The sequence below is a fragment of the Polyangium sp. y55x31 genome (assembly GCF_029946505.1).
In the GTDB taxonomy this organism is placed as follows: domain Bacteria; phylum Myxococcota_A; class Polyangia; order Polyangiales; family Polyangiaceae; genus Polyangium.
The window spans coordinates 75,685-98,901 of record NZ_JARZHG010000015.1 but is presented as its reverse complement, the minus strand read 5'-3'; the positions used below and the strand labels follow the sequence as shown (position 1 = coordinate 98,901).

The window sequence follows — 23,217 nt, the reverse complement described above, 5'->3', positions numbered from 1 at the left end:
GTCCGGTGCGTTCCGACGTCCATTCGGTCGAGGCTCTTCGATGTCCCTACCGCGACGGGTCGAGCTTCTTCGGGGCACATCACCCTCGATCTTTGTCGAGGCCCCGACTCCCGCGAGGCGGATACGAAGTCCGCCTCCGGGAGGGCTGCGAAGAGCGTTGCGAGCTGGCGACCGGACCTATTCCTCTTCGTGCGAGGCGGCCGGAGCCGGAGCGGGCGCGGACTTCGGGGCGGGGGCCTTGGCGGCGGCGCGGCCCCGTGGAGCGGCCGACTTCTTGGCCGGCGCGCGCTTCGTGGCCTTCTTCGCCGTGCGCTTCGTCGTGGCGGCGGCGCGCTTCTTCGCGGGGGCGCGCTTGGCGGCCGTCTTCTTCGCGGGGGCGCGCTTGGCGGCCGTCTTCTTCGCGGCAGCCTTCTTCGCGGGCTTCTTGGCGGCCTTCGTGGCCTTCGTGGCGGCCGGCTTCGTCGCCTTCTTCGTCGCCTTCTTCGCGGGCTTCTTCGCAGTCTTCTTCGCAGCCATCTGAGACCCTCCTGATTGGCCGCCTCGCTCTCGCTCTCGCCTGTGCTTTCGCCTGAGTCGCGAGCCCCGAGACAACAGATGTTGCACGACGTATATTGCCACGCATGGTGACGGTCAAGGAAATTCTTGCAAGGCCTGCTCTGATGTACCCCTTCGGTTGAAGGGAGATCGCTCTGCAAGCATTGCAGAGGGCGGAACGCAGGAACAGATCGGGTGTAGTGTTCCTCGCGATCCCAAGCGCCTACAACCTCCCCTTTGGTCGTCCAACGTCGCCTATTGACATTACGACCAATTTGTGCTGCGTGGCCCGCGAGACATGTCTCCCCTTGTGCGGCACATCGGACCTCGGCTACCGTCCGGACGTCCGTCAAGCGTCCAGGAGGACAGGATGTCGATGCGTCGCACGACCTCGTGGCTCCTGCTCGGATCCGCGCTCTTCGCCTTCACGGGCGCAGCGGGGTGCGGCTACTCCGAGGAGGAGATGCAAGCCAAAGTCCGTGAAATCGAGGCCCTGAAGGGCCAGCTCTCCGATCAGGAGAGGCAAAACAAGAAGGCCCGCAGCGAGCTCGACGACGCGAAGGCGCAGATCGAGCAGCTCAAGCAGCAGCTCAAGAACGCCGGCGTCGATATCTCGAAGCTCAACGCGAGCCTCGAGGAGCAGTCGAAAGCCCTCGAGGAGTACCGCCGCCGCGCCGAGCAGCTCGAGGCGATCAAGAAGCGCTTCGAGACGCTGCGCGAGAAGCTCCAAGCCCTCACGAAGCTCGGGCTCAACGTGACCGTGCGCAACAACCGCATGGTCATCCAGCTCCCGGGCGACGTGCTCTTCGACCCCGGCAAGGAGACGCTGAAGAAGGACGGGCAGGACATCCTGCTCAAGGTCGCCGAGGTCGTGCGCACCGACTCGGCCCTGTCGCAGCGCTCGTTCCAGGTCGCCGGTCACACCGACAGCGACAAGCTCACGGGCGGTCGCTTCAAGGACAACTGGGGCCTCAGCGTGATGCGCGCGCGTGAGGTGCTCTCGTTCCTCATCGAGACGACCGAGAAGGGCGGCGGCGGCCTGAGCCCCGCTCGCTGGAGCGCCGCGGGCTACGGCGACACCGACCCGGTGAAGCCGAACGACACGCCCGAGAACAAGCTCGCGAACCGCCGCTGCGAGCTCGTGGTGCTGCCGAACGTCGAGGAGATGCTCGACCTCAAGACGCTCGCGAACTGATCGAGCGTCCGTCCGATCCTTTGCCCTCCAACCATTGGAGCTCCATGCGATTCGCCGCCATCGACATCGGCACGAACTCCGTTCTCTTGCTGGTCGTCGAGCAGAGGGGCGACGAGCTCGTGCCGATCCTCGAGCGCGCCACGATCACGCGCCTCGGGCAGGGCGTCGACGCGACGCGCACGCTCGCGCCCGAGGCCGTTGCCCGCACGCTCGACTGCCTCGCGCAGTACGGCAAGGAGCTCCACGCGTGCGGCGCCGCGAAGGTCGCCGCCGTGGGCACGAGCGCGATGCGCGACGCGAGCGGCGGCGACGCCTTCCGGGCCGAGGCGAAGGCGCGGATCGGCGTCGAGCCGCGCGTCATTTCGGGTCGCGAGGAGGCGGAGCTCACGTTCGAAGGCGCGCTGTCGGGGCTCGGTCTTTCGGGCCCCGTCACGGTCTTCGATGTCGGGGGCGGCAGCACGGAGATCGTGACGGGCGACACGGCGACGGGGCTCGCGCACGCGACGAGCCTCGACATCGGCAGCGTGCGGCTCACCGAGCGGCACGTGAAGAGCGACCCACCGACGGCGGCGGAGCTCGAAGCGGTGCGGGCGGACGTGCGCGCCTCGCTCGCGCGCACGGGCTTCTCGCCGAGCGGCGCGCTCGTCGGCGTGGCAGGCACAGTGACCACGATCGCAGCCTATGCACGGGACGTCTTCCCTTACGACGCGTCTCGCGTGCATGGGGCGCGTCTCTCGCAGGAGGAGGTCATCCGCGCCGTGGGCTCGCTCGCGGCGATGCCGCTCGCCGAGCGACGCGCCTTGCGGACGATCAAGCCGGAGCGTGCGGACGTGATCGTCGCCGGTGGCGAGCTCGTCGCCGAGGTGCTCGCGTGGGCTCGCGAGGCACGCGCCTCGAGCACGCCCGCCGTGGAATCCACCGTCGAGCTCGTCGTATCGGATCGGGGCGTGCGCTGGGGGCTCGCGCGAAGGCTGGCCGAAGGGCGCGAGGCGTAACGGCGATCGCTCGCTCTGCCGCCCATCCATACGCGTGTCCGTTGCCGTTTCACCGGACCGTTGCCATATCTGTATGGAAGCTCGCCGGGAGAAGCCAATTCGGTTGACAGATCCCGGCGTTCTCACTAGAGTGCGCGCGCCTGGCGCAAACTAACCCCTCACCGGGACGTCGCGATCTCGAGACGTGAGGGGACTTCTCTCAACAACCCCGAAACCCCTTCCACCGTCAGCTCCCCCGCGGTGTCTTCGATGGTGACCGAACCAGCAGCGCTCTGCGATTTCCCGCTTCCCCCAGGCCCTTATCGTGGTCGTCGCGGCGGCGCTCCCCTCTTCGGAATGAGACACCAGATCCAACGGTTCCTGGCCGACCTCGAGCGATCGCATCGCTCGGCCCAGCGGGAACAGGGGATCGAAGCGGCGGGGCGGTAGGCAAAGGAGACAGTATGCAGGCTCGTTCGGAGATCCAGTTCAAGGTAGGCGACAAGGCGGTGTATCCGGCCCAGGGCGTGGCCGAGGTCGTCAACATCGAAGAGAAAGACATCGCCGGGAACCGCCAGCGCTTCTACGTTCTCCGCATCCTCGACACCGACCGCAAGATCATGGTGCCGGTCTCCAACGCCAGTGCCGTCGGGCTCCGTCAGGTGATCTCGGAGCAGGAGATCCGCGAGATCTTCGACATCCTGCGCGAGCGCACGATCGCGTTCGACAACCAGACCTGGAACCGCCGCTACCGCGGCTTCATGGACAAGATCAAGACCGGCTCGATTTACGACGTCGCCGAGGTCCTGCGTGACCTCTACCGCCTGAAGACGGACAAGCAGCTCTCCTTCGGCGAGCGCCGCATGCTCGACACGGCGCGCTCGCTCATCGTCAAGGAGATCGCGATCGCGCGTGGCCAGACAGAGGAACAGGTCAAGACGGAGATCGAGGCGATCTTTCTCGCCAACTGAACCGTAGAGCCGCGCGGGCAAAGGGGGCAGCGCGGTTCCCCGAAACAGGGCCGATTCCACGAGGAATCGGCCTTCGTTTTTTTTAATTATTTCCCGGACGAACCTGCACCGGCGGCAGCGCCGGAAACGGGAGATCCACGCGCCACGCTTCGTCCTCGAACACGCACGCGACCTGCGCGTGGTCCTCAGGCCCGAGGCCGATGATCTCGACGAGCGCGTGGTTGCCGGAGATCTGCGCGGCATACCGCTGCGGCTCGAACCGCACGACGAAGCGCGAGGGCACGATCATCGCCTCGGGCGCGATCTGCTTGCCGCTCGCCGCGCTGTAGCGCTGAGCTCGCTCGGCGAGGTTTCCGCGCGCGCGCTTCGAGAGCAGCTCGAACGCGCTCTTCGCCGCGGCCGGGTCGCCGTTGACGAGCCGCAAGCGCTCGACGAGCTCGCGGACCGCGCCGTCGGGCGTGGCGTTGACCGGGCGCCGGTTGCAGCCCGCCGCAGAGGCGAGCAGGCCGAGGCAAAGCAGGAGAGGTCGCATCATCGCGTTCACCCGAGCGTCGTCTGCGAGAACGCGCCGATCTGCCGCAAGGCCTCGTAGAGCACGATGCCCACCGCGTTCGCGAGGTTCAGCGAGCGCACGGGGCCGAGCGTCGGGATGCCGTAGACGTCGTCGGGGAAGCGCTCGAGCAGCGCGTCGTCGAGGCCCTTGCTCTCCTTGCCGAACACGAGCGCGTCGCCGGGCTTGTACCCCGCGTCGAGGTAGCTCTTCGTGCCGACGGCGCTGAAGAGGCAGAGCCGCGTGTTCGGGAAGCTCGCGCGGAACTGCTCGAAGTCGGCGTGTTGCTGGAGCTCGACGAGGTGCCAGTAGTCGACGCCGGCCCGGCGAACCGAGTGCTCGTCGATGCGGAAGCCGAGCTTGCCGACGAGGTGCAGCTTGCTCTTCGTGGCTGCCGTGAGCCGGGCGATGCTGCCGGTGTTCTGCGGGATCTCGGGATCGACCAGCACGACGTGCAGGGGCTCGTCGAGCGGTCGTGCGCGGAGGCGAGGGCGCTGGTCCTTGGCCACGCGGTCTTTCTAGCCCCATGCGCCCCGGGCACAAGGTTCCGCCCTCAGAGACCTTGACGGGAAAGCGGCCCCCACCGTAGCCTCGCGGCTCGGAGATCCTGGTATGCGTCGATTCGGGTGGATCGCGGCGGCTGCCGCGCTCGTCGCGGCGGTGGCGGTGCCTCGCCAGGCAGAGGCGGACACGATGGACCCCGCCCTCGCGCGCCTCGTGACGGACGAGAGTTGCCGCGCGCCGGGCGGAAACGGCGGCCTCTACTACAACCCGCAGTCGGGCTACTCCCGTTGCGGCACCGACGATCTCGCCTTCGCCAAGCTCATCGGCGAGTGGGGCTTCGCGCTCGCGCCGACGGCGATGCATCCCGCGCGGACGACGGGCTACGGCGGGTTCGATCTCGCGTTCGAGGGCGCGTTCACGAACATCTCGTCGGACTCGCAATACTGGGCGCTCGGGACGCAAGGCAAGCAGGACCCGAACAACAAGCTCTTCTCGACGCGCAACACCGGGCCCGACGACTTCCTCCAGGTCTTCTCGATGAAGACCCGCTACGGCTTCGCGCCGCTGTCCTTGCCGCTCGGCATCCTCGGCATGGAGCTCGGGACGAAGATCGGGTTCATGGCGAACTCGAACATCGGCATCCTCGGCGCCGACGTGCGCATCGCGCTGCTCGAAGGCTTCCGCACGGGCATCCCCGCGATCTTCCCGGACATCGCGGTCGGCGGCTCGGTCACGACGTTGACGGGCAACCCCGAGTTCCAACTCACGGTCGCGGCCGCCGACGCGCAGCTCTCGAAGCCCATCCCGATCGCGGGCAGCGTCGTGCTCACGCCGTACGTCGGCTACTCGTTCCTCCGCATCTTCGGCGACTCCGGCCTCATCGACCTCACGCCGAACACCGACGCGCTGAACTACTGCGGCTACCGCGGTGGCAACTCCCCGGCCACGCCCGATCCGGGCAAGACGTACCACGACGGCCAGCCCGTCTGCGCCGCGGGCACGAGCGCGGACTTCAACAACACCGCTGTCTTCGATCCGGTCCGCATGACGCGCCACCGCATCGACGCGGGCCTGCAGTTCCGCTTCCAGATGGTGCGCATCGGCGCGCACTTCGTGACCGACGTCGTCGATCCCGAGGAGGCGAACCAGGACGAGGATTCGCAGGTCTTCACGCCGGATCCGAACGACGATCCGGCCGCGAAGGTGAACAAGTTCGAGGGCATGCCCCGGCAGTACACGCTCGCCTTCGACGTCGGCCTCGTCCTCTAGAAACGAGCGCGACGCAGAAAGCAAAACGGGCCACCTCGATCGAGGCGGCCCGTTTCGTTTTCAGGCCTGCGACAGGATCACTTCTTCGTGTTCACGTCCGGCAGCGTGTAGCCGAGCTCCCGCATGATCGCGCGGAAGTTCCGGTCCTCGTCGCGCGCCGTGTTGAGGTGCTCCATGAACTTCTTGAAGTTGCCGTCCTCGGCCGCGGACGCCGCGCGTTCGTAGTTCTCGAGCACGAGCAAGAGGTGCGGGTGCGCCTTCGTCACGGCCGCGGGCACTTCCATCTTGCGGCCGACACGCGCGCGCGCCTCCGCGAGCGCCTTCACCACGAGCACGAGCTCCTTGTCGAACGTACGGGGCTGGAGCATGTCCCCTTCCTTGCGCGCCTCGTCGAGCAGAAGGGCGGCGCGGTCGAGATAACTGCCCGCCCACGCCGGCAGCACGGTGAAGACCAGCGCGAGCGTCACGAGCACGGCGAGTGCGATTCGGCGCATCCTCGAAAACCTCCTCGAATGTCTCAGGCGTCGTCCTCCGACCGGGGGAGGGCCCCGTTGGACGAACGACCCTCCGACTCGTTGGATCCCGAAGATACTTCGCCCGCCGCGTCCGCGTCACCTGACCACAAGCGCAGGATCGCGGCCCGCGCGGCCTCCTGCTCGGCGACCTTCTTCGAGCGGCCCTGGCCTTCGCCCACGACCTGCTCGTCGATCTCCACGACCACCGTGAAGTCCCGATGGTGCGGAGGTCCCTCGACGCGCACGACGCGGTAGCGGGGCGAGGGGCCGCCCGTGGCCTGCACGCGCTCTTGCAGCTCGCTCTTCGGGTCCCGCGTGCGCCGCGGGCCCTCCGTGAGGCGCGCGAGCGGCTCCGCGATCACCGCGTGCACGAAAGCGCGCGCCGCGTCGAGCCCACGATCGAGGTAGAGCGCGCCCATCATCGCCTCGACCGCGTCCGCGAGCACGTTCGTGCGGTCGCGCTCGCCTGCCGCTTGCGCGCCTCGACCGAGCCGGATCGCCGCGCCGAGCTCGACGGTCCGCGCCCACGCGGCGAGCGGATCCGGGTTCACCAGGGCCGCGCGCATCCGCGAGAGCTCGCCCTCGTCGGCGCCGGGAAAGCGTTGCATCAAGAGCTCGGCCACGCAGAGCCCGAGCACCGCGTCGCCGAGGAATTCGAGCCGCTGGTTGTCGGCGCATGCGCCCTTGCGTTGCTCGTTCGAGAAGCTCGGGTGCGTGAGCGCCTCCTCCAGATGAGGGAGCTCGCCGCTCCATCCGAGCCGCGAAAGCAGCGCTTCTCGAGAGGAATCCATCACCGCGTCGGATCCTCGCTCACGGGCCTCCGTAAAGCCGATCGGTCGCTTCGGCCATCTCCGTGTCGACGCCCGTGATGCCGCCGGCGTCGTGCGTCGACCAGACGACCGTCACGCGGCCCCAGCCGAGGTGGACGTCGGGATGATGATCATGCTTCTCGGCCGCGAGGCCGACGCGCACGACGAAGGCGAGCGAGGTCGAGAAGTCGGGGAACTTGTAGGTCTTCTGGATGGTGTCGCCCGCGCGCGACCAGCCTGCGTGCGCGGCCAGGAACGCGTGGATCGCGTCGTCTTCGAGCTTCTGTCGCTTCGACATGGTGGGGGCATTTGTAGACGGCATGGCGCGCGCTGGGAACCCGGCGCGCGCTAAACTCCTCCCCGCTCATGCCCGCCCTCGTCGCGTGCCCCTTTTGCCGTGAGATGTTCGAGCCCTCGGAGGCGCGCGTCTGCCCCGAGTGTGGCCTCGCGCTGGAGGACATCCGCAAGCTGCCGCCCTCGCGCGAAGCCCTCGAAGACGAGGCGCCGGTGCCGCCCGAGATGGAGACCGTGCCGTTCGCGTACGCCGGGCGCGGACGCGGCGCGCTCGTCGGGATCGCGGCGCTCGGGCTCGTCGCGTTTTTTCTGCCCTGGGTGCGCGAGACCGCGCCGGAGCTCCAGGTGCTCACGGGGTTCGAGTTCGCGACGCGCTTGCAGTGGATGTGGGCGCCTTTCGTGTCGTGGATCGTGATGCTCCCGCTCGTGCTCTCGCGCCGCTCGATCCACGCGATGCGCGGCGCGCGCCTCGCGGTCGGATTCCTCGCGGCGATCGTGATCATGACCGTGATCGTGCGCGTCACCGTGGTCCCCGAGAGCACGCGCAACCGGCCCGTTCGCTTCGAGTGGGCGTACGGTCTGCACGTGACGTTCGTGCTCGGCTTGCTCGCGCTCGGCGTCGCGACGCGCTTCGGCGGGCGCGCCTTCGACCTGCCGTCGAAGGAGGCGCGCAAGGGCGACGAGATGCTGCATTGAGGCCTTTTTTGCGGCCGCCTTGGGTCGACACGGCCGGGGCGCTCGCGTATTCTGTGGGCGGCGGCTTTTCTTCGCGCGGCGCGGGGCGGGTCCGTCGGAGGTGCGCCATGGCCAAGACACCGATGAGCGCGCAACGAGTCCGTCCGAGAGCGGACTCGTCCGACACCGATGCTTTCGAGGTGCCCGCGGCCGTGCTCTGCACGATCTGCGGCCAGTCGGATTGCTCGGGGTGCACGCCCGCGGACGAGACGGCCTCGGGCGTGATGGCCATCGTGCCGTGGGAGCGTCCGGGAGGGACGTCGTGGTCGCGGCTCTGGGGGACGGCGCTCGCGACGACGCAGGGCGCGGACGCGTTTTTCTCGGCGCTGCCGGACGGCGCGTTGCCGCCGGCCGTGCGGTTCGCGATCCTGGCCGAGATGCTCGCGGTCGGCTCGATGGTGGCGATGCTCCTGCCGCTCGCCGCGCTCGCGCTGCCGAACCTCGCGCTTCAGGTGATCGGGGATCCGGAGATGCGCGTGCGGGCGATCGAGTGGTTCGTCATCGGCGTACCGGCGCTCGCGCTCTGGATGGTCCTGGCGCACGCGAGCCACGGCGCGGCGCTCGACGCGGGCGCGCGCAAGCAAGGCGCGCGTCCGCAACGAAGGCGCGCGCTCCGGTTTGGCCTGTACTCCTGCGGCTGGGATCTGATGACGGGGCCGCTCGGCGCGATCTGGATGCTCGGATCGCGGGGTGCGAAGGCGGCGGCCGAGGTGCTCGCGCTCTCGATGCGCGTGCCGGGTCGGGCTTCGGACGCGCTCCTCAAGGGCGTCTACGGTTTGCCCGAGGACGCGGCGGCGCGCGCGCGGCGCACGGGCACGGTCGTCGCGGTGATCTCGGCGATCGTCTCGGCGTTCGGGCTGCTCATGGCGATCGCGCTCGCCTGAGCGCGATCGCGTCAGCGCGGGCCTACGGGCGTTTGCGAGGGCGCGGGCGGTCCTGCGGGGCGCCGCGACGAGGGCAAGGTGCCGGGGCGTTTGGCCGGCGCGACCTCGCCCATCGCGCTCACGCCGAGCAGCTCCAGAAGATCGGCGTTCGTCTCGCCGAGGTGCTCCTTGCGCAGCGAGGCCACGAGCTCCTGGATCTTCTTCTGCGTGCGCTCGTGCATCAGGATCTGCTTGATCGAGGGCGCTTCGAGCTCGATCGGGCGATCGACCGCCTTGATGCTCTGGCGCCGCCAGATGACGGCCCAGGACGAACCTTCGGCCACGGGCTCTTGCACGAGCTCGCTGTCCTTGACGCCTTCGACGGCTTTGACGAGCGCGACGTCGACCTTCACGTTCGGGTCCGTCGTCGTTCCATCCGGCGCCACGAGCCCGAGGTTGCCGCCGCGCATGTTCGTCGTCTTGTCGAGCGAGAGATCACGCGCGAGCTCGTTCCAGCGCTTCGGCGAGAGATCGGCCTTCGCCTTCTGGATCACGTCGAGCGCCTGCTCGCGTGTCGCCACGAGGATGCGCCAGATCGCGACGCGCGGCGGCGCGTGGTACTTGTCGCGGTTCGCGTCGTAGTAGGCGCGCACCTCCTCGTCGGTCACGGCGCCTTGCGCGGCGACCTCGGCGCGGATCTGCGCGACGATCGCGTTTCGCAGCACGCTTCGAATGCGCTCTCCGACCTCGGGCAGCTCGCGCATCTTCGCGGCCTCGGCGCCCTCGGCGTAGAGCGTCTCCTTAAGGATGGTCTCTTCGACGAACTTGCGTCGGATCTCGTCGTGCGTCTTGCCGAAGTAGCGGAGCTGGAACGGCGGCATCGCGGCGAGCTTGCGCTCGACCTCGCGCACCGTGATCGTTCGAACTCCCACCTTCGCGACGACCGCGTCGCCGTCGCTCGGCGCGGCCGCCTGGGCGAGCACGTACGAGCTCGCGGCCGTGGCGGCGACGAGCGCGATCGAGGAGGCGAGGATCGCGCGCAAAATCGAGGCAGGGCGCATGACGAGGCCATTCTTGCCGGGCGGGGGCCGAGGTCAAGCCGGCTCGCCTTCTTTCAGCGGCAGAACGTGAAATACGTGGCGACGAACGCGATCACGAAGAGCGGCCACGTCGTCCGCACGAACCCCGCGACGTCCGACGCGAGGCCTCGGCTCGCGCGGCGCGCGGCTTCACGCTTGCCGATCCTGCGGATCGCTTCCTTCTCGATCTCCGCGTGTTCCTCGTCGTCGAGCGGATCGTCGCCGGCGAGGTGATGCAGGTGGTGGGTGATCTCGTGGTCGATCGTCTCGTCGATCTCGGCGGCCACGTCGAACGAACGATCGCGTCGGTGCTCGGTCTGGAACGTCCGGTAAAACAAGCGGATCTCGGGCGCCCGTGGGATGCCGAGCGTCGCGTCCGTGCCGCCGGGCGTGTAGCAGCCGAGCAGCGGCTCGCCGCCGTCGTCGCAGGCGGGCACGCCGTCGTCGACGAGGAGGTCGATGTTGCGAACGCCGCGCGCGCGGTAGATGCGCTCGGCGGCCTCCGTGACCATCGCCTCGAACGTATCGAGGTCCGGGAACGCGCGGCGTGGCTTGCGAGGTTCGCCGATCTCGTAGGGGATCTCGCGTTGCCACGGGACGTCGAGGTCGTTGCGCGCGCCGCACGCGGCGCAGCGATGCACGGCGACGAGGCGCGCGGCGTAGTGCGCTTCGTAGAGGAGATCGGCGACGGCCTGGTAGGCTTCGGGCGGGGCCTCGGTGAGCGCCTTGGCGATCGCGGAGGCGCGGCGCTCGCGGCCGAGCGCGGTGATGCCCATGGCGACGACGAGCGCGGGCGTGATGCGGGTCGGCGTGGACTCGGCACGGAAGAGCGGGAGGGCCTCCTCGACCGTGCGCGCGGCGATGCGGATCGATCGGGCGAGCTCGGTGCCCACGCGGATCGCCGGGATCGCGTGCGCGGCTTCGTGATCGAAGGGCGCGTCGAGCTCGGGGTCGTCGAGCTCGCCGTCGACGAACGGAGCGATCTCGAGCAGGCGCGACGGGACCACACGGAAGGCTTCGCCGCAGTTCTCGCAAGGCAGCTCGGCGGGCTCTTCGGTTTGCGCGCCGGCGTGGACGAGCAGCGCGCGGAGCACGTGGAAGTCACGCAGGGACAAACCGCGCACGTCGAGCGGCGCGCCCGCGTCGGTCTTCGCGACGTCCTCGGCTTCGAGGATCGCGAGCGCTTCCATGCAGCCGCCGGGGCGCATATCGGGCGTGCGAGCGCGTGCTCCGGCGCGTCGAGCGGCCTCGTCGGAGAGGCGCGCCGCGCGGCCGGACGGCAGATGCACGCGGGCGGAGAGGCGGGGCACGCCGAGGCGATGAGGCCGGAGCGCGCCAGCGTCAACCCATCGGAGCATGGGCGCGGCATTGATTCGGCCGCCGGGCTCCCGTAAAGTCGATTCCTCCCCCAGCGCGTCCTCGGCGCGTATTGCTTTTCGCACAGGAGAATGGTCATGCCCCACGCGGATCGTCGGATTCGTCGCTCTCTAGGTCTGCTCGCCGTGCTCGGACTCTCCGCGACGCCGCTCGCGTGCGGGCTCGATACGAATGGATCGATCCCCGTCACGACAGGCGGCACGGCCGGCTCGGGGGGGACGGCGGGCTCCGGGGGGATGGGCAACACGGGGGGCAACGGGGGCATGGGCGGCACGGGCGGCAGCGAGGCATGTACGCCGGGCGAGACGAGGGAGTGTTATTCGGGGCCCGACGGCACGAAGAACGTCGGCACCTGCAAGGCCGGCATGGAGATTTGCGGGGACAACGGCATGGAGTGGAGCTCCTGCGAGGGGCAAGTCCTTCCCGCGGCCGAAGATTGCACCCAGCCTGGAGACGAGGACTGCAATGGTGAGGCCAATGAGGTGGCGGTCTGCCTCTGCGAGCCGGGCCAGCCGGCCCCGTGCGACACGGGTCTGGAAGGCATCTGCGCGGCGGGTATGGGCACGTGCAGCGCGGATGGAAAAACGATCGAATCGTGCACGCAGACGAACCAGCCTGGATTCGACGATTGCACGACGGAGGCCGACGAGGATTGCGATGGTACGGCCGTCGCGTGTACGGGCACGCCAATCGGTTCGGTCACGTCTCCCCAGAACACCATGGACCCGATGGACGACGGGATCTACGACGTGGCGGTCACGCCCGACGGCGGATACGTGGTCGCGGGGATCATCGACGCGAGCCTGAACGCCGATCTCTTCGGCATCGGCGGGGGACGCGCGTACGTCGCGAAGATCGGCGCGGACGGCAAGCTCGCGTGGGAGAAGTCGTTCGGCAGCGACAGTTACATCGTCGCGCGCGGCGTGGCCGTCGGCAGCGGGGGCAATATCACGATCGTCGGCGAGTTCAACGGGACGGTCGATTTCGGCGGCGGCGGCCTGCAGAGCCAGGTCGGCGATATCTTCATGGCCACGTTCGACTCCGGGGGCGCGCACGTCTGGAGCAAGAAGCTCGGCGGGACGAACGTGCAATCGGCGCAGGACGTGGACACCGACGCGGCGGGGAATCTGTACCTGACGGGGTGGCTCACGAGCGACGCCGTGAACCTCGGGGGCGGCAATCTCGACCCCAACATGGAAGACGTGTTCCTGGCGAGCTACGATTCCGCAGGGAATCATCGCTGGAGCCGCGTCTTCAACTACAACAACAACCAACGAGGGCGGCGCCTCGCGGTCACGAAGAACGGCAACGTCGCGATCGTGGGCGAGACGGAGAGCGGCGCGAATCTCGGCGGCGGCAACATGGGTGGAGCCGGCGGCCGCGACATCATCGTCGGCATGTACGCGACGGGGAACGGCGATCACGTGTGGAGCAAGATCTTCGGTTCGGCCCCGGATCAATTCCACGGAAACATCGCCGCCGCGCCGAACGGCAACGTCCTGCTCACGGGCCGCTTCTCCGGCGCGCTCGATTTCGGCGGCGGCGCGATGACGGCCGCGGGGGCGGCCGATGTGTACGTGGCCGAGCTCGCCGCGGCGAACGGAAACCACGTGAACAGCAAGCGCTTCGGAATCACCGGGACCTCGCGCGGCGCGGGGATCGCCGCGGACGGCGCGGGGAACGTGGTCGTGACCGGGCATTTCGACGGCACGGTCGATTTCGGCGGCGGTACGCTCACGGCGGGCAATGGAAACGATGTATTCGTCGTGAAGTTCTCCGCGGGGAACGGGTCTTTGCTCTGGAACAAGACGTTTGGCGTCAACGGCACGCAGGCCGCCTGGGCCGCCGCCGTCGACGGGAAAGGCAACGTCATCGTGGGCGGCAGCTTCCAGCAGGAGATCGCGTTCGGCGATCAGGTCGGCACGGTCACGAGCAGCGGCGGCGCCGACCTCTACAGCGTCCGTCTCGCGCCCTGACGAACCCCGCGGCGATCGTTACCTCCTTGGAGGACCAACGATCGCCGCGCCTCCCGCTAGCTCCGGAACAACCCGCTCGGTCGCTTCGCCGGTTTGCCCATGGCGATGCGGTGCAGCTCCCGCGCGGCGTCCTGGTGGTCCGGATCGAGGTCGAGCACGCGGCGGAGATCCTGCACCGCGCCCTGCTCGTCACCGATCCGGCGGCGCAGATATCCCCGGTAGAACAAGGCCTGCGCGTGGTCCTCGCGTGCTTCGAGCAGCGCGTCGAGCTCGGCCACGCGGGCGCGAAGATCCGCGCCGCCGAGCAGCGAGCGGATCCACACGGCGAGCGCAGCATAGTCGGGCTGCGTCGGATCGACCTCGCGCGCGAGCTGGCACGCCGCGAGCGCGCCCGCGAGATCACGCTCCGCGATGCGCGACGTCGCGAGGCAGTAGAGCGCGTGCGCCGGGCGCGCGGCGTCCGGTTGGCCCTCGGGTGGCATGGGCACGGTGGGCGCTTTGTCGCTCTCCGAGGAGGGCGCTTCGGTGGTCGGAGGCTCGGCCGCCGCGGGCTTCGGGACGGCCGGCGGCGAAGGGTCCGTCTCGACGACCGCGGACGGCGGCGGCTCGGTCACGGCCACGGCCTCCATCGGCGGAGGCGTGCCGATGCGGCGCGCGGCGAGCGTGAACGCGCTCGGACGACCACGCTTGCGCGGACGAGGCTGCACGCGCGAGCGCTCCCCGTCGCCCGCGAGATCGGGCGCCGCCGCGCCCACGCGATGCGAGGCCGCGCGCAGGCGGATCCGCGCGAGCGTCACGGGGCGCGTCGTGGCCGGCTGCGGCTCGGGCGGGATCTCCGCGCAGAGCGGCGTCGTGCCGATGCCGAGGTCGAGCGAGCGCGTGATCACGAGCGCGTAGACCATCCAGCAAAGCGTCTCTTCCGGCGCGAAGCCCGCGGCGAAGAGCTGCGCGAGCGAGAGCTCGCTCGTGCGGATCCGATCGAGGATCTCGCGCTCGTCGGGCGTCGGCGCGAACCTCTCGATCGCCGCTGCGGCGTGGATGCGGATCGTGACGTCGCGCAGGCGCTCGATCGTCTCGGCCATCATCGACGAGGCCGCCGCGTGCGCGCGCACGCCGGCCCAGAGGACCGCGAGCGGGTGCATCGTCGAGGTCGGGGCCGCATCGTCGACGAGGTCCGTGCGGCCATCGAAGTAGCTGTACGTCGTGTCGGCGCCGAGGCCGAAGAGCCGCGTCATCCGCAGCGTGAACTGACGCGCCGCCGTCTGCTCGAGCAGGTCGCGTTCGACGCACCCCGCGAGCAGGAGCGCGTCGCCGAGCAGCCCGTGCATCGAGAGCGCGCCTTGCAGCGTGGCCTCGTCGATCGCGCCGGCCTCGACGAGCATCTCGCCGAGCATCACGTGCCCGTCGCCCGGACGAACTTTTACTGGCGCGCCCGCTTCGAGCCGGATCGCGTGCTCGACGCCCGACGCCTCGCGCAGAAAAAGCGCGCCCGTGAGCTGCTTGTCCAGCACGTAGACGAGCAGGTGTGCGAAGGGCGTTCGCCCGAGATCGCCTTCTGCGGTCGGAAGGATCTCGGCAGGCATGGGATCTCGAACGTACCACGAAGCGAACCACGTTCGTACATCCCCAACGTGGGGGGCTTTTCCCAACGTGGGGGGCTCCGGTCGGCCCTGAGCCGATTCTCGGCTGCGCGGAGAATCGTCGGGCCTTCCTCTGCCCCCCACCCCCCGCTCGCTCGCTTCCACTTCGCGGGGCTCCGTTACAGCTCGCGTTCGAACCGGTGCCGTTGCGGGGGCGTTCGGCATGGGCCCGTCCCCTGCCCGGCGGACGGGTGCTAGGGTCTGCCGATGCCGCGCGGCCATGTGCTCGTCGTCGACGACGAGCCCTCCATCCTCACCACGCTCCAGAAGGCCCTCTCCCTCGAAGGTTATACCGTCGACGTCGCCGGCGGCGTCCGGATCGCCGAGGAGAAGCTCGCCAAGAAGAGCTACGACATCGCGCTCTTCGACGTCGCGCTCCCCGACGGCGACGGCGTGTCGCTGCTCGAAAAGGTCCGCACCGGGGGCTCGGACCTGCCCATCGTGATGATGAGCGGCCACGCCTCGATCGACGCCGCCGTCCGCGCCACGCGCCTCGGCGCGCTCGATTTCCTGGAGAAGCCGCTCTCGACCGATCGGCTCCTGCTCGTGCTCGACAACACGCTCCGCCTCGTGCGGGCCGAGGCCGAAGCGAAGGTGCTGCGGGCGCAGGCCGGGCAGCTCGGGGAGCTCATCGGCGAGAGCCGATCGATGGTCGCGCTGCGCGAGCAGATCGCGCGGGCCGCGAAGGCGAGCGCGACGGTGCTCGTGACCGGCGAGCGCGGGACGGGCAAGGAGCTCGTGGCGCGCGCCATCCACCTCGCCGGCAAGCGCACGAAGGGGCCGCTCGAAAAGATGAACTGCGCCGCGGTCCCGAGTGAGCTCATCGAGAGCGAGATGTTCGGCCACGAGGCCGGCGCGTTCACGGGCGCGACGAAGCAACGGCGCGGAAAGTTCGAGCGTGCGAGCGGCGGCACGCTCTTCCTCGACGAGGTCGGCGACATGCCGATGCCGATGCAGGCGAAGCTCTTGCGCGTGCTGCAGGAGCGCGAGATCGAGCGCGTCGGCGGGCACGAGACGATCAAGGTCGACGTGCGCGTCGTGGCCGCGACGAACCGCGACCTCGAAGCCGCCTGCCAGAAGGGCGAGTTCCGCGCCGACCTCTACGATCGGCTCAACGTCGTGCCGCTCGCGCTGCCGCCGCTCCGCGCGCGCCGCGAGGACGTTCCGCTCCTCGCGCGGCATTTTTTGGGCCTCGCGATGGCCGCGAACGATCGGCCCGGCATGGTCCTGACCGAGGGCGCGATCGAGGTGCTCACGGGGTATGGCTTTCCCGGCAACGTGCGCGAGCTCCGGAATCTGATCGAGCGGCTCGTGATTTTGACGCCGGACGCGCAGATCGACGCGGAGGACGTGCGGGTTTGTCTGGGCGGAGCGTCGGCCGGGACGCCGACGGGCCTGTTTCGACCGGGCACGCCGTTCCGGGTGCTCGCCGAGGAGGCGGAGCGGCGGATTTTGGAGGAGGCGCTCGCACATCACGGCGGGGCGATGGCGTCGACGGCGCGCGGGCTCGGCCTCGAGCGGAGCCACCTTTACAAGAAATGCAAAGCGCTCGGGCTGCGCGGCGACAAGGCGGAGGCCGAGGATGAAGGGTAGAGCATCGAATTCGATGCTCGGAAGATCGCGAAGCGATCTTCCCTCGGGGGGTGAATCGACCGGGCTTTGCCCGGGCGAGAGGGGGACGCGAGGCGTCCCCCTCGGGACGAGAGCTTAGTCGTGGCGCAAAAGAGGCCGCGGCGAGGAGACGGGTCATGAAGTCGAAGACGTACGTTGCTTTGATTCTTTCGGGTGCTCTGGGCCTCGGGCTCGGGGCGTGTCGCGCGACGGGGAGCAATACGACCGGGATCGGCGGCGAAGGCGGCGAAGGCGGGTCGGGCGGCGTCGGCGCGTCGGGCGGCGGCGGCGCGGGCGCGTCGGGCGGCGGCTCGGGCGGGATGACCACGTCGAGCACGGGCGTGGCGGGCGGATCGTCGTCGAGCGGCACGATGTGTACGCCCACGGGCGACGAGAACACCACGGAAGCGTGTAGCGACGGCCTCGACAACGATTGCGACGGCTTCAAGGACTGCAACGACTTCAACTGCGACAGCGTCGCGCCGTGCGCGAAGATCCAGGAAGCGTCGAACCCGCTCTGCTCGGACGGGATCGACAATGACATGGATGGAAAAACCGATTGCCAGGAGACGGCGTGCCAGGCGCTCGCGTTCTGCAAGCGTGAATGGTCGAACGGCCGGTGTTCCGACGGGATCGACAACGACGGCGACGGCAAGAGCGATTGCCTGGACACCGATTGCCAGGCCGAGGGCATCGTCGTCTGCACGGGCGACCAGCCGGCGAACCCCCTGCCGACGCAGGCCGAGTGGGAGGCGCTCGCGAACGCCGCGTGCACGAACGGGCAGAACGAGGACGGCAACAACTTCATCGATTGCAGCGACAATGCCTGTCTCGTGAACCCGGACGTGACGGCGTGCAAGAACCTCGTCAAGGAAGATTCGAACATCTTCTGCTCGAACGGGCTCGACGACGACAAGGACGGGTACTCCGATTGCGAGGATCCCGGCTGTCAGCGCGAGGGCATCATCGTGTGCGACGCGAACGTGCCGGCGAACCCGATGCCGCCGGCGAACCAGTGGACGGCGCTGGCGAACGCGGAGTGCTCGAACGGCGCGACGGACGACAACAACAACTTCATCGATTGCGCCGATTTCGGCTGCTCGCTGAACCCCGACGTCACGATCTGCCCCGAGGCGAACGACGCCGAGTGCTCGGACAACGTCGACAACAATGGCAACACGTTCGTCGATTGCGCGGACAACTCCTGCAGCCGCAAGCCGAGCATCACCGTCTGCCAGCACGAGCTCTCGTACGCCGAGTGCAGCGACGGCATCAGCAACGACGGCAATCCCTTCGTCGATTGCGACGACTTCGCCTGCGCGAACAGCGGCGCCTGCGTGAAGTGATCGTCGGCCCGGGGGGGCGGCTCTCCTAAAAATATCCGTGAATCGTGGTGGCGACGCTCTGGTCGAGGAACTTTCCGACGCCCGGGGCGGGGTGCTGCGTCCAGTGCGCGTATTCGACGAGGAACTGGAGGTTGTCGTTCATGTTGTAGCCGAGACCCGGCTGATGCATGAACTCGCTCACGCCGGCGTCGTGGTACCGCACGCCGCTCACGTTGTAGCGGGCCACGAATTTCCAGATGCGCGCCTCGCCGCCGACGAGGAAATAATCGTTTCTCGCGGAGGCGCGGCCGGGGACGGCGGGCGCCGTGGCGGTCGCGGGGACGGGCGGGATCGGCCAGTCCGTGACGCTCTGGCCCATCTGGCGCATGACCTCGCCCCATACGCTCACTGGGCCGATGTTGACCGTGGCGTCGACGGCGAACCGGAGCACGTCCTTGTTTTTCCTGTCGAGCGCCGGGATGTCCGCCTGGAAGTATTGCCCGGACACACCCAGGAGGATCGAGGTGTCCTTGTTCCAGGAATAAGCGGGCTCGGCGCGGACGATGGTGATGTGCCTTCGCCTGGCGCCGGGGATGCTGATCGTGTCGCGGCCGACGTACGAGCCGTTCGTCCGGCCGTCGACGAGGTAATATTGCGCGAAATAATTGAGGCGCAGGCCCGTCTCCTTGCCCGCGTTGCCCTCGATCGAGATGCCGTAGTTCGGGTCGAGCTTGATGCCGTCGTAGAAATGGATGGGCCCGAAAAACGAGTTGTCCCAGAAGAGGCCGAAGCGGCTGTACGACTTGCCGACCTTCACCATGACGCGCGGGTGCTTGTAGTAAAAGTAGCCTTCTTCGACCCAGGCCGGGCCTTCGTAGAACTCGCGCATGCGGGTGTCGCGCACGCTCGCGTTGAAGAAGAGGCCAAAATCGCCGATCGAGCCGTCGAAATTCAGGTGCGCCACGTGCATCCGGAGGAACGGCTTCTCCTCGGGAGGCTGGAAGGGCTGGTAGTAGAAGAGCCAGGCACCGCCGTGGAGCTCGATCTTCAGCGTGGGTTTCGAGGGCGGCGGGGTCTTCGCCGCGTCCTTGGCCGCGCCATCTCCCGAGGGCTGCGGACCGGGCTCGGGCTTGGTCGCCTTCGGCGTCGGGTTCGCTTCCGGCTGCTGGTCACGGCGCGGAGGCGTGGACGTGATGCCCTGTCCCAGGGCAAACGAGGGCGCCGCGAGGAGGCAAGCGGCCCAGACCCATCCGACGATCGCACGCATGCCCGTTCTCCGCTCGCCCAGCACGGACATCGTACCGGATCGAGGCGCGGCACCGAAAAAGTTTAAGGGACTGTAGTGAAGGTCACTTGAAAGGTGTCGTGCACGGACGCTTGACAGAGGGCGCGGGATGGGGCAAAAACGCGCCCCTACCAGCCGCGGTGAGGTAGCCAAGCGGTTAGGCAACGGTTTGCAAAACCGTCATACGCGGGTTCGAATCCCGTCCTCACCTCCAGAAACTGCTTCGTTCGGCCGGGTTCTCCCGGCCTTGATCACCAGGCGTCGTGATCGGCGCGGTACGACAGGGCGTCGACGAGAGCCTCGACGACCGCGAGCTCACTCGCCCGCAGGCGCGGCGCCTTGCGGCCGAGCTCGATGGCCGCGGCGAGGCGGCCGCCCGCGAGCACGGGGACCATCCACGCCGCGTCGCACGAGATGCCGAGGTGCAGGAGTCGATCCCGCACGGCCTGCCCCGCCGGGCCCGGCGCCGGCTCGGCGACGACCGTGTTGCCCTCCGCCGCCGCCGCGAGCGCCGGATCCACGAGGCTCGTCCGCTCACCGATCATGTCACGCGCGAAGGGGCCATGCGCGTACAGGACAACCGCTCCGTCGGGACGCACCACGTGCACGAGCCCCGCGTCGGCCCCCGTGCGCACGACGGCCGCGTTGAACAGGAGCAAGAGCGCGTCATCGAGGTCCGCCGCGCCCGCGAGGACGTCCTGGGGCATCACCTCGTCCGGAAAGACGGGCCGACCAGGCTGCGTGATGTCGTCACCCGCGCCGCCCGGGATGGTCTCCGGGGGGCGAGGATGGTAGGGCGGCGTGGGCGCCGCGGAGTCGACCGAGACCACCGCGAGCTCCGAGAGAGGTCGCCACACCTTCCACGCCTCGTGACGAACGTAGCTCTCCAGCGGCACCTTTCCCGCCTCGAGGCCCCGCGCGATGAGCTCGATGCCGACAGGACCGACCGCCGTCGCCCCATCGGACACGTACCATCGATCGACGACGCCCGCGCTGGGCTCGGTGAGCAGCTTGATGGATCGCATACAGCAAAAGATCCCTGAGCGAGGAAGGGATGTGATGGGCGGAATCTAGGCGAATTGCGCATTGTGTCAAGGATATGGCAATCAGGTGAAGACGAAAGGCCGCGCGGGGATCATGAAAAATCGGTCAGAAGGCGAAGAAGGCGGGGAATTCACGCGATCCGCGGCACGTGCCGCCGCGCCCGGGACGGTGTACCTGGTGGGCGGGGGCCCCGGAGATCCTGGACTTTTGACCGAGCGTGGGGCCGAGCTTCTATCGAGCGCCGAGGTCGTGCTGCACGATGAGCTCATTCATCCGGCCTTGCTTTTGCGCGTTCGGCCCGATGCGGTGGTGATGCCCGTGGGCAAGCGCGGCGCGGATCGAGCCTCGAAGCAAGCGAAGCAGGAGGCGATCGAGGCGGAGCTCGTGCGGCTCGGGCGCGAAGGAAAGAGCGTGGTGCGGCTGAAAGGCGGCGATCCGTACCTGTTCGGGCGAGGCTCGGAGGAGGCGGAGGCGCTCGCGCGCGCCGGCGTGCCGTTCGAGGTGGTGCCCGGCGTGTGCTCGCCGCTCGCGGCGACGGCGTATGCAGGGTTTTCCCTGACGCACCGGGACCTCGCGTCGAGCGTGACGATCGTGAGCGGGACGATGCGATCGGGCGCGGGATACGACTGGTCGGAGCTCGCCAGCGTGAAAGGCACGATTTGCGTGCTGATGGGGATGCACAACCTGGAAGAGGTCGTGGCGGGCTTGCTCGGGCCTTCGAAGCGCGCGCCGGAGACGCCGGCAGCCGTGATCCAGTGGGGGACGCGGGCCGAGCAGCGGGTCGTGACGGGGACGGTCGCGGAGATCGCGGCGAAGGCGCGCGCGGAAGGGCTCGGGAGCCCGGGGATCGTGCTCGTCGGGGCAGTGGCCACGCGGCGGGAGGCGCTGCGCTGGTTCGATACGCGGCCGTTGTTCGGGAAACGCGTGGTCGTGCTCAGGCCGCGGGGTCAAGCGCAATCGGTGGCGAAGCGGCTCCGGCAGCGAGGAGCCGAGCCCTACGTGTGGCCGGCGATCGAGATCGGTCCGCCGCCGGACGCTTCGGCGGTGACGGCGCTCGTTTCGGAGCTCGGCGCCTGGGACGTGGTGGCGTTCACCAGCGAGAATGGCGTGGAGCGGCTGTTCGAGGCGCTCGCAGAGAAGGGCCTCGACGCGCGAGCGTTTGGCCGCGCGAAGGTGGCGGCGATCGGGACGGGGACGTCGGCGGCGCTGCTCTCCAGGGGAATTCGCGCGGACATCGTGCCGGCGGATTTTCGCGGCGAGGGATTGGCGGGCGCGATCCTGGCGGACGAGGAAATCCGGAAACGTTTGTTAGGCAATGAGATTGTGCGGGTGGTGATCCCGCGCGCGCTCGTGGCGCGGGAGGCGTTGCCCGAGATGCTGCGGGCGGCGGGCTGCGAGGTGCGGGTCGTGCCGGTGTACGAGACGCGCAAGGCAGGGCCCGAGCGGACGGCGGAGCTCGTGCAGCGATTCGAGGAAAAATCGATCGACGTGGTCCTGCTTTCGGCGACGAGCACGGTGGAAGGGCTCGTGTCGGCGCTCGGGGCGCGCGCGGGCGCGCTGCTCTCCGGCGTGACGGTGGCGAGCATTGGAGAGATCACGACGGAGAGCGCGCGGGCGCGGGGGATCGAGGTCGCCGTGACGGCGGAGACGAGCACGATGGAGGGGCTCGTGGAGGCGGTGGAGCGGTATTTCGCGCGAACGTGAAATGAGCGGGCGGGTTCAGCCGAAGACGCGTTTTCGCGCGGCGTTGGCGACCGCGCTCGTGGCGGGATTCTTGATTTTTCGCTCGCCCGTGATCGCGTAAAAGCGCTCCTTCACGGCGTCGGTCCGGCCGATGACGCGAAGGTCGTACTGGGCCTGGACTTCCTGTTCGATGACCGAAGGCGCGACGAGCACGCCCGCGCCGGCCTGGCCGAAGACCTTGATCAGCGCGCTGTCGTCGAACTCGCCCACGACGCGCGGCCGGATGCGCTCGGATTCGAACCATTGCTCGAGCGAGCGGCGGAGCGTGGTGCCCTCGGCGGGCAAAAGGAATGGCGCGCCGTCGAGCACGCCCGGGAAAGACCTCCGCGCGTCGAGCGTGACCGAGGGCGCGGCGAAGAAGCTCACCCCGCATTCGCCGAGCAAATGGCTGTACGCCTTGATCTTCATGCCGGGCCCGAGCGGGGCGTCGGTGATCACCATGTCGAGGTTGTGGAGGGCGAGCTCGGCAATCAGGCGATCCGCCTTGTCCTCGCGACAAACCATACGGACGGGCTCTTCGAGGCCGAGCGCCGGTTCGAGCAGGCGGTGCGCGATGAGCTTGGGCAGGACGTCCGCGATGCCCACCACGAACCGGAGCGGCCTGCCGGTCGGGCGGCCTTTGACCGTGTCGAGCAGCTCGCGGCCGAGCGAGAAGATGTCGTCGGCATAACGATAAACGACGCGCCCGACCTCGGTGAGGACGAGGTGCCGGCCGCTGCGCGCGAAGAGCTTTTCCCCGAGCGCCTCTTCGAGGGCGCGAATCTGTCCGCTGATCGTGGGCTGGGCGAGCCGTAGCTCCTGGCTCGCCCGCGCGATGCTGCCTTCTCGCGCGACGACCCAGAAATAAAGAAGATGATGATAGTTGAGCCACTCCACAGTGGGCTCAGCATACCATCGTTTTTCCCGATGTCTCGGCCACGATCC

22 protein-coding genes and 1 tRNA gene are annotated in these 23,217 nt (G+C 68.8%); 11 read left to right on the top strand and 12 right to left on the bottom strand.

Annotation, left to right across the window (positions count from 1 at the left end; genetic code table 11):
• Positions 1-177 precede the first annotated feature (177 nt).
• Entirely contained in the window at positions 178-516 is a 339-nt protein-coding gene (locus QHF84_RS25240) for a hypothetical protein (protein ID WP_281315963.1), read from the bottom strand.
• A gap of 388 nt (positions 517-904) precedes the next feature.
• Here QHF84_RS25240 and QHF84_RS25235 point away from each other — a divergent pair, with 388 nt between their 5' ends.
• The 3 genes from QHF84_RS25235 (at position 905) to QHF84_RS25225 (ending at position 3,674) form a co-directional block, all read left to right on the top strand.
• A complete protein-coding gene (locus tag QHF84_RS25235) occupies positions 905-1,729 on the top strand; it encodes an OmpA family protein (RefSeq protein ID WP_281315962.1) in 825 nt (274 codons plus the stop codon).
• A 44-nt stretch (positions 1,730-1,773) separates the two neighbouring features.
• Positions 1,774-2,724, top strand: a complete 951-nt coding sequence (locus QHF84_RS25230; protein ID WP_281315961.1) for a Ppx/GppA phosphatase family protein — start codon at positions 1,774-1,776, stop codon at positions 2,722-2,724.
• A gap of 443 nt (positions 2,725-3,167) precedes the next feature.
• Positions 3,168-3,674 carry a CarD family transcriptional regulator gene (locus QHF84_RS25225; protein ID WP_136920397.1) on the top strand — a complete coding sequence of 169 codons (507 nt, stop codon included), beginning with the start codon at positions 3,168-3,170 and terminating at the stop codon, positions 3,672-3,674.
• An 82-nt stretch (positions 3,675-3,756) separates the two neighbouring features.
• Here QHF84_RS25225 and QHF84_RS25220 read toward each other — a convergent pair whose 3' ends face one another.
• Both QHF84_RS25220 and QHF84_RS25215 read right to left on the bottom strand, forming a co-directional pair.
• Positions 3,757-4,209 carry a hypothetical protein gene (locus QHF84_RS25220; RefSeq protein ID WP_281315960.1) on the bottom strand — a complete coding sequence of 151 codons (453 nt, stop codon included), beginning with the start codon at positions 4,207-4,209 and terminating at the stop codon, positions 3,757-3,759.
• Between the two features lie 5 nt (positions 4,210-4,214).
• Positions 4,215-4,733, bottom strand: coding sequence for a tRNA (cytidine(34)-2'-O)-methyltransferase (locus QHF84_RS25215; RefSeq protein ID WP_281315959.1), 519 nt, complete (start codon positions 4,731-4,733; stop codon positions 4,215-4,217).
• Between the two features lie 103 nt (positions 4,734-4,836).
• Between QHF84_RS25215 and QHF84_RS25210 the strand changes: the two genes are divergently transcribed.
• Entirely contained in the window at positions 4,837-5,997 is a 1,161-nt protein-coding gene (locus tag QHF84_RS25210) for a hypothetical protein (protein ID WP_281315958.1), read from the top strand.
• 77 nt (positions 5,998-6,074) lie between these two features.
• Here QHF84_RS25210 and QHF84_RS25205 read toward each other — a convergent pair whose 3' ends face one another.
• Genes QHF84_RS25205 through QHF84_RS25195 form a run of 3 tightly spaced genes read right to left on the bottom strand, consistent with a single transcriptional unit; the run spans position 6,075 to position 7,619 of the window.
• Complete coding sequence (locus QHF84_RS25205) at positions 6,075-6,491, bottom strand: hypothetical protein (RefSeq protein ID WP_281315957.1); 417 nt, start codon at positions 6,489-6,491, stop codon at positions 6,075-6,077.
• Positions 6,492-6,514: 23 nt separating this feature from the next.
• Positions 6,515-7,303, bottom strand: coding sequence for a ribonuclease III (rnc, locus tag QHF84_RS25200; protein WP_281315956.1), 789 nt, complete (start codon positions 7,301-7,303; stop codon positions 6,515-6,517).
• Between the two features lie 19 nt (positions 7,304-7,322).
• A complete protein-coding gene (locus tag QHF84_RS25195) occupies positions 7,323-7,619 on the bottom strand; it encodes a 4a-hydroxytetrahydrobiopterin dehydratase (RefSeq protein WP_281315955.1) in 297 nt (98 codons plus the stop codon).
• A gap of 68 nt (positions 7,620-7,687) precedes the next feature.
• Here QHF84_RS25195 and QHF84_RS25190 point away from each other — a divergent pair, with 68 nt between their 5' ends.
• Both QHF84_RS25190 and QHF84_RS25185 read left to right on the top strand, forming a co-directional pair.
• Positions 7,688-8,311, top strand: a complete 624-nt coding sequence (locus QHF84_RS25190) for a hypothetical protein (RefSeq protein WP_281315954.1) — start codon at positions 7,688-7,690, stop codon at positions 8,309-8,311.
• A gap of 107 nt (positions 8,312-8,418) precedes the next feature.
• Complete coding sequence (locus tag QHF84_RS25185) at positions 8,419-9,234, top strand: hypothetical protein (RefSeq protein WP_281315953.1); 816 nt, start codon at positions 8,419-8,421, stop codon at positions 9,232-9,234.
• Between the two features lie 11 nt (positions 9,235-9,245).
• On the opposite strand, the gene QHF84_RS25180 is transcribed toward QHF84_RS25185, so the two are convergent.
• Entirely contained in the window at positions 9,246-10,274 is a 1,029-nt protein-coding gene (locus QHF84_RS25180) for a peptidyl-prolyl cis-trans isomerase (protein ID WP_281315952.1), read from the bottom strand.
• Positions 10,275-10,327: 53 nt separating this feature from the next.
• On the bottom strand, positions 10,328-11,602 hold the full coding sequence (locus QHF84_RS25175) for a metallopeptidase family protein (protein ID WP_281315951.1): 1,275 nt from the start codon (positions 11,600-11,602) through the stop codon (positions 10,328-10,330).
• A 192-nt stretch (positions 11,603-11,794) separates the two neighbouring features.
• On the opposite strand from QHF84_RS25175, the gene QHF84_RS25170 reads away from it, so the two are divergent.
• Complete coding sequence (locus tag QHF84_RS25170; protein ID WP_281315950.1) at positions 11,795-13,645, top strand: hypothetical protein; 1,851 nt, start codon at positions 11,795-11,797, stop codon at positions 13,643-13,645.
• Between the two features lie 56 nt (positions 13,646-13,701).
• On the opposite strand, the gene QHF84_RS25165 is transcribed toward QHF84_RS25170, so the two are convergent.
• A complete protein-coding gene (locus tag QHF84_RS25165; RefSeq protein WP_281315949.1) occupies positions 13,702-15,228 on the bottom strand; it encodes a hypothetical protein in 1,527 nt (508 codons plus the stop codon).
• Positions 15,229-15,492: 264 nt separating this feature from the next.
• Here QHF84_RS25165 and QHF84_RS25160 point away from each other — a divergent pair, with 264 nt between their 5' ends.
• Both QHF84_RS25160 and QHF84_RS25155 read left to right on the top strand, forming a co-directional pair.
• On the top strand, positions 15,493-16,878 hold the full coding sequence (locus tag QHF84_RS25160) for a sigma-54 dependent transcriptional regulator (protein WP_281315948.1): 1,386 nt from the start codon (positions 15,493-15,495) through the stop codon (positions 16,876-16,878).
• A 155-nt stretch (positions 16,879-17,033) separates the two neighbouring features.
• A complete protein-coding gene (locus tag QHF84_RS25155) occupies positions 17,034-18,242 on the top strand; it encodes a hypothetical protein (protein ID WP_281315947.1) in 1,209 nt (402 codons plus the stop codon).
• 25 nt (positions 18,243-18,267) lie between these two features.
• Here QHF84_RS25155 and QHF84_RS25150 read toward each other — a convergent pair whose 3' ends face one another.
• Positions 18,268-19,488: a hypothetical protein gene (locus tag QHF84_RS25150; protein WP_281315946.1), complete on the bottom strand. Its 1,221-nt coding sequence runs from the start codon at positions 19,486-19,488 to the stop codon at positions 18,268-18,270.
• 157 nt (positions 19,489-19,645) lie between these two features.
• Between QHF84_RS25150 and QHF84_RS25145 the strand changes: the two genes are divergently transcribed.
• Positions 19,646-19,720 (top strand) — tRNA-Cys (locus tag QHF84_RS25145).
• A 37-nt stretch (positions 19,721-19,757) separates the two neighbouring features.
• Here the strand turns inward: QHF84_RS25145 and QHF84_RS25140 are convergent.
• On the bottom strand, positions 19,758-20,531 hold the full coding sequence (locus tag QHF84_RS25140; RefSeq protein ID WP_281315945.1) for a GAF domain-containing protein: 774 nt from the start codon (positions 20,529-20,531) through the stop codon (positions 19,758-19,760).
• Between the two features lie 85 nt (positions 20,532-20,616).
• Here QHF84_RS25140 and cobA point away from each other — a divergent pair, with 85 nt between their 5' ends.
• Complete coding sequence (gene cobA / locus QHF84_RS25135) at positions 20,617-22,254, top strand: uroporphyrinogen-III C-methyltransferase (protein ID WP_281315944.1); 1,638 nt, start codon at positions 20,617-20,619, stop codon at positions 22,252-22,254.
• Between the two features lie 15 nt (positions 22,255-22,269).
• Here the strand turns inward: cobA and nhaR are convergent, their stop codons facing one another.
• Positions 22,270-23,169, bottom strand: a complete 900-nt coding sequence (gene nhaR / locus QHF84_RS25130) for a transcriptional activator NhaR (protein WP_281315943.1) — start codon at positions 23,167-23,169, stop codon at positions 22,270-22,272.
• Positions 23,170-23,217: the final 48 nt, after the last annotated feature.

Excerpts from the sequence above, each read along its gene's own strand:
- QHF84_RS25240 (WP_281315963.1), bottom strand. The coding sequence starts at position 516 with ATGGCTGCGAAGAAGACTGCGAAGAAGCCCGCGAAGAAGGCGACGAAG.
- QHF84_RS25235 (WP_281315962.1), top strand. The coding sequence starts at position 905 with ATGTCGATGCGTCGCACGACCTCGTGGCTCCTGCTCGGATCCGCGCTC.
- QHF84_RS25230 (WP_281315961.1), top strand. The coding sequence starts at position 1,774 with ATGCGATTCGCCGCCATCGACATCGGCACGAACTCCGTTCTCTTGCTG.
- QHF84_RS25225 (WP_136920397.1), top strand. The coding sequence starts at position 3,168 with ATGCAGGCTCGTTCGGAGATCCAGTTCAAGGTAGGCGACAAGGCGGTG.
- QHF84_RS25220 (WP_281315960.1), bottom strand. The coding sequence starts at position 4,209 with ATGATGCGACCTCTCCTGCTTTGCCTCGGCCTGCTCGCCTCTGCGGCG.
- QHF84_RS25210 (WP_281315958.1), top strand. The coding sequence starts at position 4,837 with ATGCGTCGATTCGGGTGGATCGCGGCGGCTGCCGCGCTCGTCGCGGCG.
- QHF84_RS25205 (WP_281315957.1), bottom strand. The coding sequence starts at position 6,491 with ATGCGCCGAATCGCACTCGCCGTGCTCGTGACGCTCGCGCTGGTCTTC.
- rnc (WP_281315956.1), bottom strand. The coding sequence starts at position 7,303 with ATGGATTCCTCTCGAGAAGCGCTGCTTTCGCGGCTCGGATGGAGCGGC.
- QHF84_RS25195 (WP_281315955.1), bottom strand. The coding sequence starts at position 7,619 with ATGTCGAAGCGACAGAAGCTCGAAGACGACGCGATCCACGCGTTCCTG.
- QHF84_RS25190 (WP_281315954.1), top strand. The coding sequence starts at position 7,688 with ATGCCCGCCCTCGTCGCGTGCCCCTTTTGCCGTGAGATGTTCGAGCCC.
- QHF84_RS25185 (WP_281315953.1), top strand. The coding sequence starts at position 8,419 with ATGGCCAAGACACCGATGAGCGCGCAACGAGTCCGTCCGAGAGCGGAC.
- QHF84_RS25180 (WP_281315952.1), bottom strand. The coding sequence starts at position 10,274 with ATGCGCCCTGCCTCGATTTTGCGCGCGATCCTCGCCTCCTCGATCGCG.
- QHF84_RS25165 (WP_281315949.1), bottom strand. The coding sequence starts at position 15,228 with ATGCCTGCCGAGATCCTTCCGACCGCAGAAGGCGATCTCGGGCGAACG.
- QHF84_RS25160 (WP_281315948.1), top strand. The coding sequence starts at position 15,493 with ATGCCGCGCGGCCATGTGCTCGTCGTCGACGACGAGCCCTCCATCCTC.
- QHF84_RS25155 (WP_281315947.1), top strand. The coding sequence starts at position 17,034 with ATGAAGTCGAAGACGTACGTTGCTTTGATTCTTTCGGGTGCTCTGGGC.
- QHF84_RS25150 (WP_281315946.1), bottom strand. The coding sequence starts at position 19,488 with ATGCGTGCGATCGTCGGATGGGTCTGGGCCGCTTGCCTCCTCGCGGCG.
- QHF84_RS25140 (WP_281315945.1), bottom strand. The coding sequence starts at position 20,531 with ATGCGATCCATCAAGCTGCTCACCGAGCCCAGCGCGGGCGTCGTCGAT.